Below are 16,542 nucleotides of genomic sequence, written 5' to 3'. Positions count from 1 at the left end.
TCTCCTTCACGGTGATGTTGCCCACGGGTTCCTGTGCCTGGGTTGGCGGTTGAGTAAAACTCCCGCTACCATGACCACCATCACCAAACCTAAAGTTACTAGAGGGTTGGATTCCTTTCGGGCGTTCGCCCAGTTACCTATCCCCTCAAAGATTGGACATCTATGACTGAAACTAGCACGGCGGCCCCCCGCCCCCTCCTGAGTCCAGACGGCGCTGATGCCCCTACCGGGATCATCGCATCCTTCCGTTACGCATTTTCTTCCCCCGCCCGTATCCGTATAGAGATTCTGGCCGGACTGGCGGTATCCCTGGCGCTGATCCCTGAGGCCATTGCCTTTTCCATCCTTGCCGGTGTTGACCCAGCCATGGGTCTGTTTTCCTCGGTAGTCATGGCCATTGCGATCGCCTTTACCGGTGGCCGCCCGGCAATGATCACCGGCGCCACCGGGGCTATTGCCCTAGTCATTGCTCCTGTGGCGCGTGGTTACGGGATGGATTATTTCATCGCCACCGTCCTGTTGGGCGGTGTCCTACAAATCGTGCTCGGCGCCCTCGGTGTGGCGAAACTTCAGCGTTTTATCCCCCGATCGGTGATGCTGGGTTTCGTCAATGCACTGGGCATTATGATTTTCACCGCCCAACTCGAACACCTCATTGATGTGCCTTGGATAGTCTACCCACTCGTCGGCTTGGGTGTGGTGATCATGATTTTCTTCCCCAAGCTCACCAGTGTGATCCCCGCCCCGCTGGTCACGATTATCGTGCTCACCGGTTTGGTCATTGCCGCCGGTTTGACTGTCCCGACGGTCTCGGACATGGGCAAGATGCCGGAGACCTTACCGTCCCTGTTTATTCCGAACGTGCCGTGGACGTTGGAGACCCTGCAGATCATCGCGCCTTATGCCCTGGCCATGGCCGTGGTCGGTCTCATGGAATCGTTGATGACCGCCAAGCTCGTCGATGACATCACCGACACTCATTCCGATAAAACTCGTGAATCCTGGGGACAGGGGGTGGCTAATATTGCCTCCGGTTTCTTCGGCGGCATGGGTGGCTGCGCGATGATCGGTCAAACCATGATCAACGTCCGCGAATCCGGGGCACGTACCCGCCTATCCACCCTGTTAGCCGGTGTGTTCCTGCTGGTCCTGGTCCTGGCACTGGGCGACATCGTTGGCATGATCCCGATGGCTGCGCTGGTGGCAATCATGATCATGGTCTCGGTCGGCACCATCGACTGGCACTCGGTGCATCCACGCACCCTTAAACTCATGCCGGTCTCTGAGACCATTGTTATGGCCGTGACGATTATTGCCACCCTAGCCACCAGCAACCTGGCCATTGGTGTGGTGTTGGGTGTGGTCACCGCGATGATCATGTTCGCCCGTCGGATGGCACATATCGCTTCCATTGAAAAGGTCTCCGAGATCGACGGCGACGGCGATGGAGAGATTGATACTCGTACCTACCGGGTGCATGGCCAGTTGTTTTGGGCATCAAGCAATGACCTGGTTTATCGCTTTGATTACACCGATTCTGCCCGTCATATCACTATTGATCTCACTGAGGCGGAGATCTGGGATGCCTCCACGGTCGCGACCTTTGACGCGATTACGCAGAAGTTCCAGGACAGAGGCAAAACCGTGTCCATTATCGGGCTCGACGGTCCCAGTCAGGACCGGCTGAACCGCCTGTCTGGCCGGCTTGGCACCGGCCACTAACATCCCCCGACTCGAGCACATCGACTTGGCGCCCCAACTTATAACCGGGGCGCCAGTTTATTGGTGCTGTTGCAAAGTTGGGGCATAGGAAGAGCATAAAAGAAGCGTAGCGGTTAACCGCTACGCTGTGTTGTGGGGATTTTTACTTTTTACGGTGCACGTGTTCTAGTTAGTGGTTCGTTTCTTTCCTCGGGTGATTGCGACGGTATTCCTCGACTAAGTGAGCAATACCCGGCGCAGCCTGGGACAACATCCAGGTCATAAGCGCTATAAGAACCCCTATGACGATAAGTGTTAACGCCAACCAGCCCAGTGTTGGGCCGATGCCGTTGGCCTCCTGGACGTGACCCCACAAGGCAGACACGCCGTCGGGTATGCCGAGCATACTTAGCAGCCCGTTCCCCAAGGCTCCGACAGCAACGAGTGCGATAGCAACGAAGAGAACACTGGCTGCAATCCACGAGGCAGACATGCAGGCCTTAATAAAGTTCGTGTTCGACTTTTCCATATCGTCGTTATACTGCTTGCGTTCTGCGCGTATCTCCTCCAGCAGCTTTTCGTTGGACTCCTTCTCCTGGAGCAGAGCGCTGCGAGCCTTCTTAGAGGCTTCTGCTGCCTCGTGCAGGCTCTTAGGCTCTTTCGACATTGCCTCAGATACAGCTACTTCTACCAGCGGTTCCAGGCTAGAAGTCAGGCTCGAAGTCATCTGAGCGTTCAGGCTCTGGCTGCGACCCGGACCACATCTACTCAGACACCATCTCCGGCACCAACTGGCAACGGCCTGGTCTTGATGACGCGCTGGCGTACATGCGCCCCGACGACACGCTCGTTGTCACGCGCTTGGACAGGCTCGGCCGCAGCCTCGCGGACACCGTGAACACCATCGCTGACCTCGCCGAGCGTGACATCAACGTCAAGGTGTTGGAGCCAGCGCTGGACACGTCGAAGCCCACCGACAAGGTGGTTATCAACGTCATGGCAAGTCTTGCCGAGTGGGAGCGTGACCTGCTTGTCCAGCGCACCCGTGAGGGCGTGGCGCACGCCCGCGCACAGGGCAGGGTCGCCGGCCCCAAGCCGAAGCTCAGCGCTGAGCAGGCGCAGATGGCCAAGGAGCTTATCGACGGCGGCAAGTCCGTCAGCGCTGTAGCGCGCACCTTTAACGTCTCGCGGCCGACGATCTATCGCGCTCTCAAGCGCATCGAAGCCGACGCTTAGGCACAGGCTGCGTCGCTAGCGCTCGCACCCGGCGAGAAGGCATCAGGCTGCGCTAGCGACGCTCGGCACACATGAGTGCTGCACTGCTGGGATACGCCTGCGACCGGCAGAGCCGGGCCGAATACGGGATTGACCACATACACCCCGTATTCGTGCAAAGGAGCACTGCCATGTCCACCCATTCTCACACGCTTGCATCCCACGGCGAGATCCTCGCGAACCTCCCCGGCATCCTCGGGTTCTACCCGAACAACTCGCTGATCCTCGCGTTCTTCGTCGACGACGAGGGCGTCGACACCGTCCGCCTCGGCCCGGTCGCACGGTTCGACCTGGACGAAGCAGTGGAGAAGCTCACCGAGAGCCGCGAGCGGTTCGCAGCGTGGGTCCACCACCTCGAACTCGACGCTGTTATCGCGTACATGATCAGCGATGACATTGCGCAGCCGGTCTTCGACGAGACGGCCACGTACCTCACCAGCGGGGCAGTGCACCTACCGCCGCTGCTCGGGGTGGTGCAGGTGCCCGAGATCGTCACTGGGGCTGCTTGGTGGTCTGTGTACCAGCATCCGCTCATCGACGAGCCGCGCCACGGTGTTGTCGGCGAGGTCGCCGCATCAGCGGCGCTGCAGCAGATGCTAGAGCACACCGGCGAGCTGCCGGAGCCGAGCAAAGACGACATCGAGGCACGGTTGAACAGCACCGACCACGGCATCGACGCTGCCGAGCACGCCGACATCATCGAAGACGCGCTGGCGTATATCCCGCCCATGTTCGCAGACGTGCTGCAGCGTGAGTATGAGCAGGCGGCGGCAGGGATCACCCAGCCGAGCGCTCGCGCTGTTCGGTCTGCGCTGAAATGCTTCACCACGCCGCGCTTGCGGGACACGCTGCTTGCCGCACTGCTCGATGACCCGCAGGCGGGCCTTGCGTTCATAGAGAAGGTTATGCGCGCTGTCCCGACCAGCTGGCCAGGCATGCGCTCGCAGCTCACCGCCACTGTTGCCGTGCTCGCTCACGCCACAGGCCAGCCGGGGCTAGCTGGCGTGGCTGCGCAGCGAGCCACCGAGATCGGGCCAGACGAGAACTTCCCGTCGCTGGTGGCGAAGCTGACCGATATCGGCCAGGGCGAGCGGATGGTCGAGCTTGTCCGCGAGGGCGCTGAGAAGACCCGCACGATCTTGTTTGCCGAGTAGCACCACACACCCCGTTGTAGCAATGCAACGGGGTTTCTTTTTCTCGCGGGGCCTTGGCTTGCGACGACAGACACCGCAACGAGGCAGGGGAGTGACCTTTAGACAGCAGAGCTGTCTCCAACAGACGGATTGACCATCAATCCGAACAAGGAGGCACCTGATGCGCGACTTCATCCACACCGACCTGGAACTGCTCTACCAGCTCGCCGACGGTATCGACGGCGAGGACGCCGATCCGGGCGCAGCGCAAGAACTGCGCGACCTAGAGGCGGCAGGCACACCGCTGCCCTGGGCAGTGTTGTAACGACAGCGCAACCGCCCCGCAGCAGCAAAGCCGCTGCTTCAACACCCAAATTGCACGGCAATTCACACCCACTCACGTAAGGAGAACCAACATGTCCAACCCCTTCAACAACGGCACCATCGTCGGCAACGCAGCTCGCGCACCGAAGCTGTTCGAGCACGCAAACGGTGGTGCGACGGTGAAACTCAACGTCTATGCGCGCAACACCTTCAAGAACAAGAACACCGGCAAGGTGGAGAGCGAGATCGTCGAACTGACCGGCTACGTCCAGGACGCTAAGAACCCCGGCGTGTTCGGCTGCGTCGGCTCCGGCGATCGCGTCGCGGTGAGCTACTCGCTGAAAACCGACGTCTACACCGACAAGGACGGTGTGAAGCACTACCCGCTGGTCGCCCGTATCGACACCGTGCAGCTGATCGACTCCAAGAAAGAGTCCGCGGCCCGAGCAGCCCGTCGAGGCAACGACGCTGCGACCGCCGCCCTGGCTGGCGCTGAACAAGCACCGTTCTAGTTACAACAACACCCCGTAGGTTTCCCTGCGGGGTTATTTTTTCTTCAAAATACTAGACCCGCCGAGGTCGTGGTCGACCCATACATCGATTCGTACAGTTCCCGTGTCGCTGAGATGGGATTCATCCAACCTTGCCCCCCGGAACAGCCCAGTGCAGGTTGTCGACCACCTGTGGGAGCTCCTGGGCCTACAAGACCAGGTACCCGTTACGACTCCCAGAAATACAAGATCTGACCCCTGCGAATGTCGCCCCGGACCTTGAGACCGTCGGTCCCCATTTCAGGTGCTGTTGCAAACTTCAGGCGGAGAGCCGTGAGCCTCCGTTTGGATATTCAAGACCGATTCGTTGGAGGAGAACCATGTGTAGGACACATCGTATCCTTCCCGAAATAGCCGGGACACGACTGCTCGACCGATGCCCTTGGTCGCGCCGGTGACGAGAACGTGTTTACGCATCTGAAGACTCCCTGCTGTTCGGTGTACTTTCAACGATTCTCCCGTCGGTGACCACTAGAATCCGTTCTGCCAGCTTCACGATGTTTGCATCGTGGGAGGTAAAGATGACTGTGGACTCAGTATCTAAGAGCCTGTTCATTGACAACTCTGCTGATACTGAATCGAGAGCGGAAGTCGGCTCATCTACAAGGATGACCGGCGATTTTTGAAGGACAGCACGGATGATGGCAACTCGCTGTCGCTCTCCTCCGGACAATCCGCTATTGCCGAATCCTACTAACCGGTCTAGGCCGTCGGTACTGGCGAAGTTTTCCAGTCCGAACTGATCTAGCAACGTGATAAGAATTTTGTCATCGAAACTTTCTGATGTCCCGAGAGTAAGGTTTTCTCTGAGCGTTCCCGAAAGCAAGTCAGGTTCCTGCTCGACGTAGGTGATCACAGTGCGAAGATCCTTCCTGCTCCAGTCCTTAAGATCTCGCCCCCCGACACGGATGTGGCCAGTCGAGGTGTCATAGAATCTCAGTAGAAGACTGAATATTGTGGTTTTTCCCGCACCAGAAGCTCCTGTGAGTGCCACTTTCTCACCTGATAGGATCGTTACATTTGCGTTATCTAAGATGGTTCGGCCCTCTCGGCTATACGATACCGACTCGAATTCGATGGATCCTCGGGAAGTGGGCCAAAGCTCTGGAAGTGAACTTTGTTCAGCTGAATCTTCAACTTCGAGATCGAAGAGCTGGTTAATTCTGCTCAGTGCCCCCCTAGCCTCAAAGAAGGTTCCGAGGGACTGAGACACCTGCACGATGGGGGCGAGCATCAGAAATAGTGCGGTAACGAAGATGGTAAGTGACTCTCCCGACAAATCCCCGTTGTTTAACCTAATGGACCCGAACAGGACGACCGCGAGAAGCGCCATGTAGGAAGCCACCGTGCTTAAGGGGTCAAGAACGGCTTCGACGAAGCTCATCTTTCGCCCGTTGCGGTAGGCGTGGTCAATCTCGGTGGATAAGTTACCAATGACCTTCGCCTCGACCCGGAAGGCCTTGATAGTCCGCATTGCCGATAGCGCCGACTGTAAGATTTCTCCGAGCGCTGCAAGGCGGTCCTGAACTTTCGACGAGAGATTCTGTAGGGAACTTGAAATAGCTAGAATTATGACTAGGGCGATCAGCAGCACTGCAACAACGACCAAAAGTAATTTCCAGTCCACCACAGCCATATATATGAGTGCACCGATGATGACGGTGAACCCACCCACGAAATCAGCAAGGGTAGAAGAAAAAGCGGTGCCAACGATGGAGGTATCCGACGTTAGCCGTGTAGTAAAGCTGCCCGCCCCCACTTTCTCAAATTCCCTCATCTGCAGGTAGAGAAGGTGATTCGTAATCTTCTTACGTATGTCACAGACTGTTCGATCCGCTGCGATGGACACCACGTACATTGCGGCGGCTGTCAAAACGGATGTTCCCAGAATAGTTACCAGTAGGAGCATCAGTGGCTTCTGAAACACTCCGCTACCCACTCCGGATATCAACTGGCCAACAAGTGCGGGTTGAAGAAGGGTAACAGCGGTAGATAACAATGACAGGAAGATTCCCAAGCCGATCAGTCCAGCATTGTTTCGCAAAAGGTTAAAGGCTGTCATCAGGTCGGACTACTCCTCGGTTCAGGATCTCGTCGGGGCTGGAGGTTAATGCGGCGCATCAGCGATTCCGTTTCGGACCGTGAAACGGTAGTAAAAGGCAGGCTCCTCATCTTTTGCGTAACCTGCTGAACGAACTAGCATGGGCCCGACCCCTGGAAAGTGGACACAGGGAATTGAACTTATGCGGTCAAGGTGAGTTTACCGCAGGTGCGGTTTTCGAACTCGAGGGGCGACAGATAATCGCACCATGAGTGTCTGCGCTTCTGGTTGTAGCACACACACCACGCGAAGACGTCCCGTCTGGCGTGCAGCAGTGAGTCGAAGCATTTCCGGTTTTGCAGCACCTCGCGTTCCAATGTGGTGCTGTTGCAAACTTCAGGCGGAGAGCCGTGACGACCCAGTCTTCATCCTCTGATGCTCGCTGCGGGTCGGCGTTCTCAGGCAGCCTCGAACACCCGGTTGACGATCACCGCGTCCGGGTTCGGGTGCCCGTAGGCAAACATCGCGCCCTGGCCTTTCCGTAATGAGTGCATCGCTTCCATCCCTTTCAACGTCCGGTACGCCGAGGTCCGGTTTTTGAACGCCCCCTTCGGTCCGAGGATCCGTTTCAGCCGCCCATGATCTCCTTCAATGACGTTATTGAGGTATTTCACCTGCCGGTGTTCCACGGTCTGCGGGCAGATTCCCTCTGACTTCAACTCGGCGATTGCCCTGGCCAGGGAGGGTGCTTTATCGGTGTTGATCACCCGCGGGAACCCGGTTATCGTGTTCGACCTCAGGGTCTTGGCCAGGAAACGCTTCGCTGCGGCGACGTTACGCTTTGGGGACAGGTAACAATCCAGGGTATGCCCACCCGCGGTGATGGCCCGATAGAGATAGCACCACCTACCGCCGACCCGGATATAGGTCTCGTCCACCCACCAGGACCGGGCCTGCCAATCCGGGACTTGTCGGTACCACCGGGTCTGCTTGTCCAGCTCAGGAGCATATTTCTGGACCCAGCGGTAGATGGTGCTGTGATCGACCGGTACGCCGCGTTCGGTCATCATTTCTTCCAGATCGCGGTAGCTGAGCCCGTAGCGGCAGTACCACCGGACCGCCCACAGGATGATTTCACGGGGAAATGACGACCGGAGAAGATGCCCATGGCTGTGATTATTTCACGTCGCTCTTCCTACTGCCCCAACTTTGCAACAGCACCGGCACGACTAACTCGCAGGGTGGTTACTCGAAGCCGGGTGCTGCTGGGGTGAAGTACCTGACCGATTCTCCATCGAACTACCACGATAGGAAGGTGAAGTCGGGTTATGAAGTCACCGTGGGCGGCAAGGACCACAAGAAATCGATCCTCTCCACTGATGGGCAGGGTTGGAAAAGTGAGTCCTACAAAGAGTATGTAGTGCCAGATACCATGCGGACCCTGAGCCTCAAGGCAGCTTGGTCCGACACAATCCCGAACAACGGCGGCATCGGCAAGGTCACGGTTTCGCGTGACGGACAGCGTCTCGGCCAATTCACCGTCCCGGTCGGTGAAGTCGTTGAACGTACTTTCGATGTGCGAGGTGGCGGCGATGTCATGATCCACCTCGTTGCTTACGACTCCAAAAATGACCAGAAGCGAGTCCCTTCAAGCGGTCTTGCAGTCCTCACCCCGGTTGTGAAGTAACGACTGACAACAACAGACCAGTTCAGGTCGCACAAGCAAAGCGCTGGGCATACCACCCAGCGCTTTCTCTATGCCTACGCCAGGTCAAAGGCGTCGTACGGACGCCGTAGGGGAATAGTGGTGGTGCAGCTCTAGATGCACTGACATTTCACGGTGCATTACACACGCCAATGTGCTGCACATCATCCGTGTTGTTTCGTTGTGCGGTGCAGTGGCGCTCTTACTTGCTCTTCTGCTGCACAATTCACTGCGCTGCGTAGTGTCTGCGACATTTCATTAACACGTAGATTGCACTGTGTAATGGGCAGCCATTTCATCGACACGTTTACTGCGCAATCAAATGCCCTGTCACTTGATTGACACGCAAATTGGGCAGCGAAGTGGCTTGTCATCCTATTGACACCTTTACTGTGCAACAGAATGACACCGTCATTTTGCCGGCCCTTCTGTAGGCGTCTCTTCTGCGCAACACACGCGCCATTGTCCCGGCCGACGTACTGCGCACTATCTCCGCCACTTAACAGGCCAATCTGCTGCACACTGTAGTGACACTCCGCTCAGCGTGGCCGAGATTTCTTCGATTTTCGCTGAATCTCAGCGGTTTGCCCGCCGCCGATGACCTACGACGCCGACGGCACCCCATACGGCCCGCAGAAGGCCGTACAGGGCAGGGGAGAGCAGTGCTACAACTCCATACCGCCATCACGATCACGCTGCTGTTGCTGCTGGCGGCGCTTCTCGATGCGCTCGCGTGCACGCTGCTGCGCCCCGCCCTTCTTGCCTGAGGTCTGCGACTGCCTGAACAGCGTGTAACGCTCAAGCAACTCTGGGCTGCGATGCAGTTCTTGCACCAGGAACTTCTTATCCAAGTGCTCCAACTGTTGTCCTGACTTCACCGCTTCTTCGATGATGATGGCGGCTTCATCTTCGGCGTCCGTGTGCGCGTTGCGGCGGATCTGATCAGCCTCATCGCGGGCATCCTTGCGCGTTACTGCAGCGTCGCGTGTGGCCTCGTCGCGGATGCTCGTGGCCTCATCTCGTGCTTTGCTGCGGATCGTCTCGGCGTCGCGCTCAGCCTGCTTACGGGCCTCGTCGGTCTTGCGAGTGATCGTCTCTGCTTCGCTGCGAGCTGCGGCTGTAATCTCGCCCGCCTTGGCCCGTGCAGTCTCTTCGGCTCGTTCGAGCAGCTCGTCTGCTTGCGCTTCGGCAAGGCCCATGGTCTGCTCAGCTTCTTGCTCGGCCTTCTCGCGTGCTTCCTTGAGCACACGCTCAGCAACAGCGCGGGCCTGTTCTTCGGCGTGCTGCAGCACACTTTGCGCTTTTTCGTTGGCAGCTTTCGCCTCTTCAAGTTCTTCTGCTGCTTGCTCGCGGTCACGATCAATCGCGTCCATATCGCGCTGTACGGAACGCTTCTTGACTTCGACATCATCCTCGCGCTTGGCGAGGTCGCGCTCCCGATCTTGTTGTTCTGCGTAGCGCTCAGGGTTGAGTGACTCGTCGTGTCGTTCGGAGACTTCTAGTTCCACCGGATAGCCCAGCGAGTGCATGTGCTCCCGGAGTCCGCGTTGCGCGTCGATGAACTTTTGATTACCGGAAATTTGTTTGCCCTTCTTCGGGCCGGATGTGTACCGCACCGTGGGGTCTGTGTTGTACGCGATGCCAGGGCGGCAACGCAGCGTACCGGGCTTGTCCGGATGAGGGGACAGGGTGTCCGCCTGAAACTGGATGTGTGGCGTCGATTCGTCGAAGTTCATGTCCCCGCCGGCGACTGCGTCGATACCGCCGGGAATGAAGTTCTCGGCGAGCCAACGCATTGACTCTTCGGGGTACTTCTTTGCTTCCTCGTAGTCGCGGGCGACATAGCGCGGACGTTTCACTTCGCGCCCGTCCACCTCACTGGTGTAGTAGTCGGGGATCTCCTTGCACATCGACTTCGGCAGATACACGACGAACAGCGACGTCTCGAAACTGTTCTTCTGCACGCGCACTCCGTCCATCCGAGGCGTCTACGGCCGCCACAGGGCCGTACAGCCGCTGCCACAAAGATGAACCAATCGAGTCGCGGCGCTTAAGAGTTTGCATCAACAGCTGCCGCTGGATCTGCTGCAGCTTGCAGCTGCGAAACACACGTCGCTGGCGGTGCTCGTTACATGCGCTGGCGCGCATATGGCCGCCGCGAGCGTGATACGTCTGCACCGATACTGTGCTTATGGCACGGGCCGATATAGAGTGTGTTACTCAGGCCCGTTTCTCAACTACCCGCAGCAGCATCAACACCGCCTTGTGGCGGATAGCTCGCTGCGGGATTTGGAACACCCTGCAATGACCGCCTGGCGGCGGTGCCAGAGTGCAGGGTGTGGCTGTGCGCACCACGTAGGCGATGTCGGTCTTGCCGTGCGGTTAGACACCTTGCGCTCGCAGGCTCGCTGCAGGTGTCTCGATGACGCGGGAACACGCCGCAAGCGGCGTTTCCACCCGTCATCGGCCCTTACTTTAAGACCGACATACAACGGCTGACGCCGCATGTGGTGCGCACAGCGTGGCGACCTGCAGATTTTGCGTAGGCACCATGTGCGCTTCGCGCATCAACGGGCCGTTTCGGGTAAGGGTCGAAGACCGCATTAAGACCCGAAACACGCAGGTCGCAGCCCCCTTCTGTGTCAAAACCCCTATGAGTTTGTCGTTATAGGGGTAGAAGGGGGAAAAGGGCATAAGGGGGTGCGACGCCTCCGCTGCGCTCCGGCGCTCGGCATAGCCGAGGCACTGCACCGGGTATTACTACTCGCTGGCGCTCGCATAACCCGGTGCCCGGCGCTGGCGCGCCGCCCCTTATAGCCCCAGACTCAGACCTCGCTCGCTCGGTCTGGCTGGGTCTACCTTTCCCTCCGCTGCGCTCCGGTCAAGGTGCCCAATAGTGCAGCTGGCGCTGCACCTTGTGTGATGACCCATGCTCTGCATCACGACACTGCCGGCAATCCGATATATCCCGTTGATATACATTCGGATATGCCAGCATCGATGTGTCGTGTTTGGGTCATCACGAAACGCTCCATCACGGCAAGCCTGCCGAGATGGATATTGGCGTATCTCACGACGCGTCCATTATGCGGCATGCGCCGCATACCATCTGCCGTCGCGGTTGCATCTTCAGCAGCACAGCTGCTGAAATCTGCTCTGTCCACGCTGCTGTCTTTGCTGCACCCACGGCCCCGTCTTCGGCATATTTCAAGTCCACACAAGACTATGCCGGCCAGAACCGCGCATAACAGCAGCGCGACATACCGCCAGCCATGTGGCGGATGATCCAGGCGACGGGGCAGACGTGTATATGCCCCGTCGCCGATACCGGCGCAAGCATCGTGACAGTGTCACGTGTAGCGGTGCCGCAGCCACCCGCACACACGCGAAAACCCCGCCCTTGCGAGCGGGGTGTGTGGCGACATCAAACGTGACGGCTGTACGTCGTCACGCCGCGTGGCCGTACACACATGAGGTGATTGCGTGTACGGCTAAAGGGTTAGTCGGGTACAACTTCTAGATGCCGCTTCGGCTTACTGCCCTCGGTGCTCTCAGGCGTGTCGCCGTCACCGTTCTCAGGTGTATCGCTGTCCCCTTCGGTGCTGGCGGACTTGTCACCGTCCCCTTCGGTGCTGGCGGACTTGTCACCGTCGAGATTCACCTCGAACTCTTCGGCATACTTGCGCAACTGCGCAAGGCGCTCCTTTGTCGCTTTGTGTGCACGGCGCGCCTCGTTCACGGTATCTTTTGCTTGCTGCTCATCGCGCAGCGCTGCTGCGTAATCGTCTCTGAAAGACATGGTTTGTTCTCCTTGGTTGAATGAACTGTTTATTTGGACTCGGGGCACGACGGTGGAGCGCGCGTGTGTAGTAGCACGGCCATCACCCATCAGCCCTCGCACTCAGTTCAAGACCCAGCCTGACTAGCTGAGCTAAGCGGCGGGATCTCGTCGTAGGCGGGTTTGTCCGCATTAGTGCTTCACACCGCCCAGCACCGTGACGAGCTGCTGGCGCTGCTCATCTGTCAGTTGGGGCGCTGCATTCACGACGGCATCGACGAAGCCGTCGAATAGCTGCGGGGCAGGGCGGCGTGCGGCCGCGAGGTAGGCGTCGAGATCGTCTTGGCGAATCCGATAGGCGGTGCCGAAACGGTGGAATGAAAGACGGCCCTCTTTAATAGCTTTTCGCAACGTGGACTCGGAGCCGACGCCGAGATCGGCGAGTTCCTGCAGCGTGTAAAAGCGTGGCGCGACGGCGGTAGTCGTGTCCTTTTCGGACATAGAAAAACGCTCCTGGGCAGATTGATCTGTCCCGGAGCGGGGTGCTTTACCGGCTTGCTATTCAGGCGGCTTGGAGTGCCGTGCTCAACTCGCTAGAACGGTGGTCTGCCGTCCCATCGCTTTACGGGAGCGCTTACTCCCTACCTGACCGCTTTTGTGGTTGGCAATGCCGTTGCCGACCGGTCTATCTCGTCGGAGGAACCGCGCCTATCACGGTCGAGAGGCTGTCTCTTTATGAATTATCCTCGGGGTTATCCCCCGTATGCGGCTGGCTAAACCAAAAACGAATTAAAACGCCACATACGGTCTGGGGGCCATCGTACGGAACTTATGCGTCGCGCACAATAGCCTGCGACCTAATCTTTACGAATCGAACCGAGCACGTTTCTACACGCCACGTGGCACGGCTGGGGTGTTGTGGTGGGGCAGCTGTTGTGTGGCGGCATGGTGACACGCAAGGGGCGCGCCTTTTTGTGACCTGTGACACGTCTATAGTGTGCTCGTTTCGTAGTTTTGACCTCGTTTCGTAATTTGCCGATCAAAATACGAAAAAATTACGAAACGCTCTACCTGCGGTTTCGTAGAACTACGAAAATCGGAAAACCAAATTACGAAACACGCGATAACGCTGTGACCTGCACAGACACGTCACATTTCGGGGATGTTTCGTAATTTTGCGGCATTTCGACCCAAACCTTTTAAGGGGGAGACACAGACACACATTACGGGCACATGTCTACGACATAGACCGTCCTCATTGAGGGCACGCTGCAGGGGTTGTAGCTATGTGACACGGCCGGGATGCTGCGTCACGGTGACACGCAAGGGGCGCGCCTTTTTATGACCTGTGACACGTCTGTAGCGCGCTCGTTTCGTAGTTTTGACCTCGTTTCGTAATTTGCCGATCAAAGTACGAAAAATTTACGAAACGCTCTACCTGCGGTTTCGTGATTTCCGCAAACGAAAAGAACAAAACTACGAAACACGCGATAACGCTGTGACCTGCATAGACACGTCACATTTCGGGGATGTTTCGTAATTTTGCGGTATTTCGACCCAAACCTTTTAAGAGAGAGACACAGACACGCATTGCAGGCACATGTCTACGACACAGAGCGTCCTCGTTGAGGGCACGCTGCAGGGGTTGCAGCTATGTGACACGGGACACAATCGCAATCAAGGTGTCTCTTCTTATTTAGATTTTCTTCAAAAAGTGGAAAAATTACGAAACGAAAACCATTTACGCTGCTCAACGTATGTTTTTGTGTTTCGTAGTTTTGTTCTTTTCGTTTACGAGATTACGAAATGACCCGCAAATACCTACCGTGACCTGCGGTGATGTGTTTCGTATTTTTCTGCGTAATTTCACGTCGCCCGAAGCAGACACCCTGCCGTGTGCTTGCTGCAGGGCTGCGGCCGTCCCTCCATGTGGAGCGTCAGTGTCGATGCTGTAACTTAAACGTACATACATTTGTGGCGCTCTCGTTACGTGTCTGTGCATTGCCGAGCTCTTTACTGTTGTGTGTGGGCGCGCAGCCGTAGTGTCCGTGCCACTCCGAGTAGGGCGCGTCGTACCCCAAACCCATGTTCAATTAAATTCCAATCCAGAGAGGTCTTGCACTGTTGCGGTGCGGTTGTCTTCTTTCTCACCGTATTGGACCCTGCGAAATTAATTGGATACGATAGGCCCATGTTGATTTCAGGTTCCGTTTTCATGCGGCCGCTCACCAGCCGCTAAGGCGGTTTTCTCCCTCCCGCAGGTTAGAAACCGCTCCGGTCCTTTAGCCGGGCGGCCATTTGCCATGCCCGGCTCCGTTTCAACTCCACGGAGCACACCTGATGTCTACATACGGATACGGCCGTCACGAACATGGCCAAAATTTTCTCACAGACCACAAGATCATCAACTCCATCGTCGATCTTGTAAAACAAACCTCCGGCCCCATCATTGAGATCGGGCCAGGAAGCGGTGCCCTCACTCACCCGATATCCCACTTGGGGAGGGCAATAACGGCAGTTGAGGTAGACGCAAAACTAGCTGCCAAACTCACAAAAAAGACCGCCTCGGCGTCGGTCGAAGTGGTCCATGATGATTTCCTCAACTTCCCGTTACCCGCCACTCCCTGCGTCATTGTGGGAAACATTCCCTTTCACCTCACCACTGCCATTCTTCGAAAGTTGTTGCATGCGCCGGCATGGACTGCCGCTGTACTCCTCATGCAGTGGGAAGTCGCTCGCCGCCGGGCCGGGGTAGGTGCAAGCACGATGATGACAGCTCAGTGGTCCCCATGGTTCACGTTTCACCTTGGTTCCCGAGTACCAAGGTCTGCTTTCCGGCCACAGCCAAACGTTGACGGGGGGATCTTAGTGATCCGCCGGGTGGGTGACCCGAAGATCCCGATAGAGCAACGCAAAGCCTTTCAGGCGATGGTGCACACCGTTTTCACCGCCCGGGGACGCGGGATAGGGGAAATTCTCCGAAGGGCAGGGTTGTTTTCATCACGTTCAGAGACACAATCATGGTTGCGCTCGCGAGGAATCGACCCCGCAACCCTACCTCCCAGATTGCACACCAGCGACTGGATCGATCTCTTCCAGGTGACTGGTTCCTCTTCACCGCGCCATCGGCCCATTTCACAATCGGGAAGTAGTCAACGCCCTCCTCAACGGAAAAATCGAGGCCGGCGGCGGTAATCCCCCCACCACCAAAACCGAAATCCACCAGTAGTAGTGAACGACCCATGTTCGTCTACCGTGAGCCGCGTTATGGCAGTGACGTGTTCTCGTCGGGCACAGTCATAGTTCCCGGCGTTGCCAGCGACAGGGTTCTACACCCAGCAGCGGGACCGATCAAAATCACCCGCACGGGGAACGACCCTGCTGGTGGTTTCGATTTTGATGAAAGCGAGGAGACATAGCCCCTCGCCAACTCCCCGTAGCTGGCGAACATTAGCTCCTGGCGCTGGCGCTCGTTGGTGAGTTTGCGTGCCACATCGAAAGCCTTATCGACTTCCCGGTCCAAGTTGTTGTGGGCCTTGAGCAGAATTGGGTCCATCGATAACGGGTTGTAGTGCTCCGCGAGTGACCGCTGGGGGTGCCGCTCGCGTGCCCGCAGCACCAACTGTCCAGCGTCGATGATTCGCTGCTGCGCCTTCTCATCTAGTTCACACAGAGCTGGTCCGCAGTTGTAGCTCCCGATGTACTCCGAAAAACGGAAAAAATAAATAGTGGGGATACATGGCGGGATCAAGCGGTTAATGCGCCACGATTGAATATTTGCTGGAGTATCTCACGTGGTGTTGCTCCGCCGAGGACTTGTCGTGGTGTGTCGTTGAGTTCGTCTTGTACCCAGGCGACGTGCTCGGGGGTTACTTCGGCGAAGTCGGTGCCCTTTTTGTAGAACCGGCGGCGGATCTCACCGTTGGTGTTCTCGTTAGTCGGCCGCTGCCACGGCGCGTGCGGATCGCAAAAGTACACCTCGCAGCCGTCTTTGATGCGCACACGTGCGGTTTCAGCCATTTCCACGCCTTGAT

16 protein-coding genes and 1 pseudogene are annotated in these 16,542 nt (G+C 57.5%); 7 read left to right on the top strand and 10 right to left on the bottom strand.

Annotated features, from left to right (window positions below):
• The first annotated feature begins 162 nt into the window (after nucleotides 1-162).
• Complete coding sequence (locus tag NUW87_RS06645; RefSeq protein ID WP_034664651.1) at nucleotides 163-1,722, top strand: SulP family inorganic anion transporter; 1,560 nt, start codon at nucleotides 163-165, stop codon at nucleotides 1,720-1,722.
• Nucleotides 1,723-1,891: 169 nt separating this feature from the next.
• Here NUW87_RS06645 and NUW87_RS06640 read toward each other — a convergent pair whose 3' ends face one another.
• Nucleotides 1,892-2,428 (bottom strand): hypothetical protein, encoded by a 537-nt coding sequence (locus NUW87_RS06640; protein ID WP_218079069.1) that lies wholly within the window; start codon nucleotides 2,426-2,428, stop codon nucleotides 1,892-1,894.
• Nucleotides 2,429-2,463: 35 nt separating this feature from the next.
• On the opposite strand from NUW87_RS06640, the gene NUW87_RS06635 reads away from it, so the two are divergent.
• The 4 genes from NUW87_RS06635 to NUW87_RS06620 all read left to right on the top strand — a co-directional run bounded on the left by NUW87_RS06635 (nucleotide 2,464) and on the right by NUW87_RS06620 (nucleotide 4,945).
• The gene (locus NUW87_RS06635; RefSeq protein WP_080972893.1) at nucleotides 2,464-2,937 is read left to right on the top strand and encodes a recombinase family protein; all 474 of its coding nucleotides are present in this window, start codon (nucleotides 2,464-2,466) and stop codon (nucleotides 2,935-2,937) included.
• A 170-nt stretch (nucleotides 2,938-3,107) separates the two neighbouring features.
• A complete protein-coding gene (locus NUW87_RS06630; protein ID WP_269027784.1) occupies nucleotides 3,108-4,130 on the top strand; it encodes a DUF4192 domain-containing protein in 1,023 nt (340 codons plus the stop codon).
• A gap of 160 nt (nucleotides 4,131-4,290) precedes the next feature.
• Nucleotides 4,291-4,434: a hypothetical protein gene (locus NUW87_RS06625; RefSeq protein WP_005291046.1), complete on the top strand. Its 144-nt coding sequence runs from the start codon at nucleotides 4,291-4,293 to the stop codon at nucleotides 4,432-4,434.
• A gap of 91 nt (nucleotides 4,435-4,525) precedes the next feature.
• Complete coding sequence (locus NUW87_RS06620) at nucleotides 4,526-4,945, top strand: single-stranded DNA-binding protein (RefSeq protein WP_269027783.1); 420 nt, start codon at nucleotides 4,526-4,528, stop codon at nucleotides 4,943-4,945.
• Between the two features lie 279 nt (nucleotides 4,946-5,224).
• Here NUW87_RS06620 and NUW87_RS11825 read toward each other — a convergent pair whose 3' ends face one another.
• The 4 genes and pseudogenes from NUW87_RS11825 to NUW87_RS06605 form a co-directional block, all read right to left on the bottom strand.
• Nucleotides 5,225-5,401 carry an SDR family NAD(P)-dependent oxidoreductase gene (locus NUW87_RS11825; RefSeq protein ID WP_369127938.1) on the bottom strand — a complete coding sequence of 59 codons (177 nt, stop codon included), beginning with the start codon at nucleotides 5,399-5,401 and terminating at the stop codon, nucleotides 5,225-5,227.
• Nucleotides 5,394-7,046, bottom strand: a complete 1,653-nt coding sequence (locus tag NUW87_RS06615) for an ABC transporter ATP-binding protein (RefSeq protein ID WP_269027782.1) — start codon at nucleotides 7,044-7,046, stop codon at nucleotides 5,394-5,396. Before NUW87_RS06615 ends, NUW87_RS11825 begins: the two co-directional genes overlap by 8 nt.
• Nucleotides 7,047-7,225: 179 nt before the next feature.
• A complete protein-coding gene (locus NUW87_RS06610) occupies nucleotides 7,226-7,402 on the bottom strand; it encodes an integrase core domain-containing protein (RefSeq protein ID WP_377734158.1) in 177 nt (58 codons plus the stop codon).
• Between the two features lie 81 nt (nucleotides 7,403-7,483).
• A pseudogene (locus NUW87_RS06605) lies at nucleotides 7,484-8,193 on the bottom strand (IS6 family transposase).
• On the opposite strand from NUW87_RS06605, the gene NUW87_RS06600 reads away from it, so the two are divergent.
• A complete protein-coding gene (locus tag NUW87_RS06600; protein WP_269027781.1) occupies nucleotides 8,170-8,712 on the top strand; it encodes a hypothetical protein in 543 nt (180 codons plus the stop codon). The pseudogene NUW87_RS06605 and the gene NUW87_RS06600 overlap by 24 nt on opposite strands.
• Nucleotides 8,713-9,395: 683 nt before the next feature.
• Here the strand turns inward: NUW87_RS06600 and NUW87_RS06595 are convergent.
• From NUW87_RS06595 to NUW87_RS06585, 3 genes are all read right to left on the bottom strand, one after another.
• Nucleotides 9,396-10,709: a coiled-coil domain-containing protein gene (locus tag NUW87_RS06595; RefSeq protein ID WP_269027780.1), complete on the bottom strand. Its 1,314-nt coding sequence runs from the start codon at nucleotides 10,707-10,709 to the stop codon at nucleotides 9,396-9,398.
• A 1,520-nt stretch (nucleotides 10,710-12,229) separates the two neighbouring features.
• On the bottom strand, nucleotides 12,230-12,529 hold the full coding sequence (locus tag NUW87_RS06590; protein ID WP_024058949.1) for a hypothetical protein: 300 nt from the start codon (nucleotides 12,527-12,529) through the stop codon (nucleotides 12,230-12,232).
• 171 nt (nucleotides 12,530-12,700) lie between these two features.
• Nucleotides 12,701-13,009 carry a helix-turn-helix domain-containing protein gene (locus NUW87_RS06585; protein ID WP_024058948.1) on the bottom strand — a complete coding sequence of 103 codons (309 nt, stop codon included), beginning with the start codon at nucleotides 13,007-13,009 and terminating at the stop codon, nucleotides 12,701-12,703.
• Nucleotides 13,010-14,848: 1,839 nt separating this feature from the next.
• Here NUW87_RS06585 and erm point away from each other — a divergent pair.
• Nucleotides 14,849-15,703, top strand: coding sequence for a 23S ribosomal RNA methyltransferase Erm (erm, locus tag NUW87_RS06580; protein WP_016456425.1), 855 nt, complete (start codon nucleotides 14,849-14,851; stop codon nucleotides 15,701-15,703).
• Nucleotides 15,704-15,773: 70 nt separating this feature from the next.
• Here the strand turns inward: erm and NUW87_RS11780 are convergent, their stop codons facing one another.
• A complete protein-coding gene (locus tag NUW87_RS11780; RefSeq protein WP_311199933.1) occupies nucleotides 15,774-16,127 on the bottom strand; it encodes a type IIL restriction-modification enzyme MmeI in 354 nt (117 codons plus the stop codon).
• A 128-nt stretch (nucleotides 16,128-16,255) separates the two neighbouring features.
• A partial coding sequence (locus NUW87_RS06575; RefSeq protein WP_269027779.1) for an IS30 family transposase occupies nucleotides 16,256-16,542 on the bottom strand: 287 nt, incomplete at its 5' end.

The organism is Corynebacterium pilbarense, from assembly GCF_026930265.1.
Taxonomy (GTDB): Bacteria; Actinomycetota; Actinomycetes; order Mycobacteriales; family Mycobacteriaceae; genus Corynebacterium; species Corynebacterium pilbarense.
Note: the sequence above shows the minus strand (reverse complement) of the source record. Positions and strands in the feature narration are given on the sequence as shown.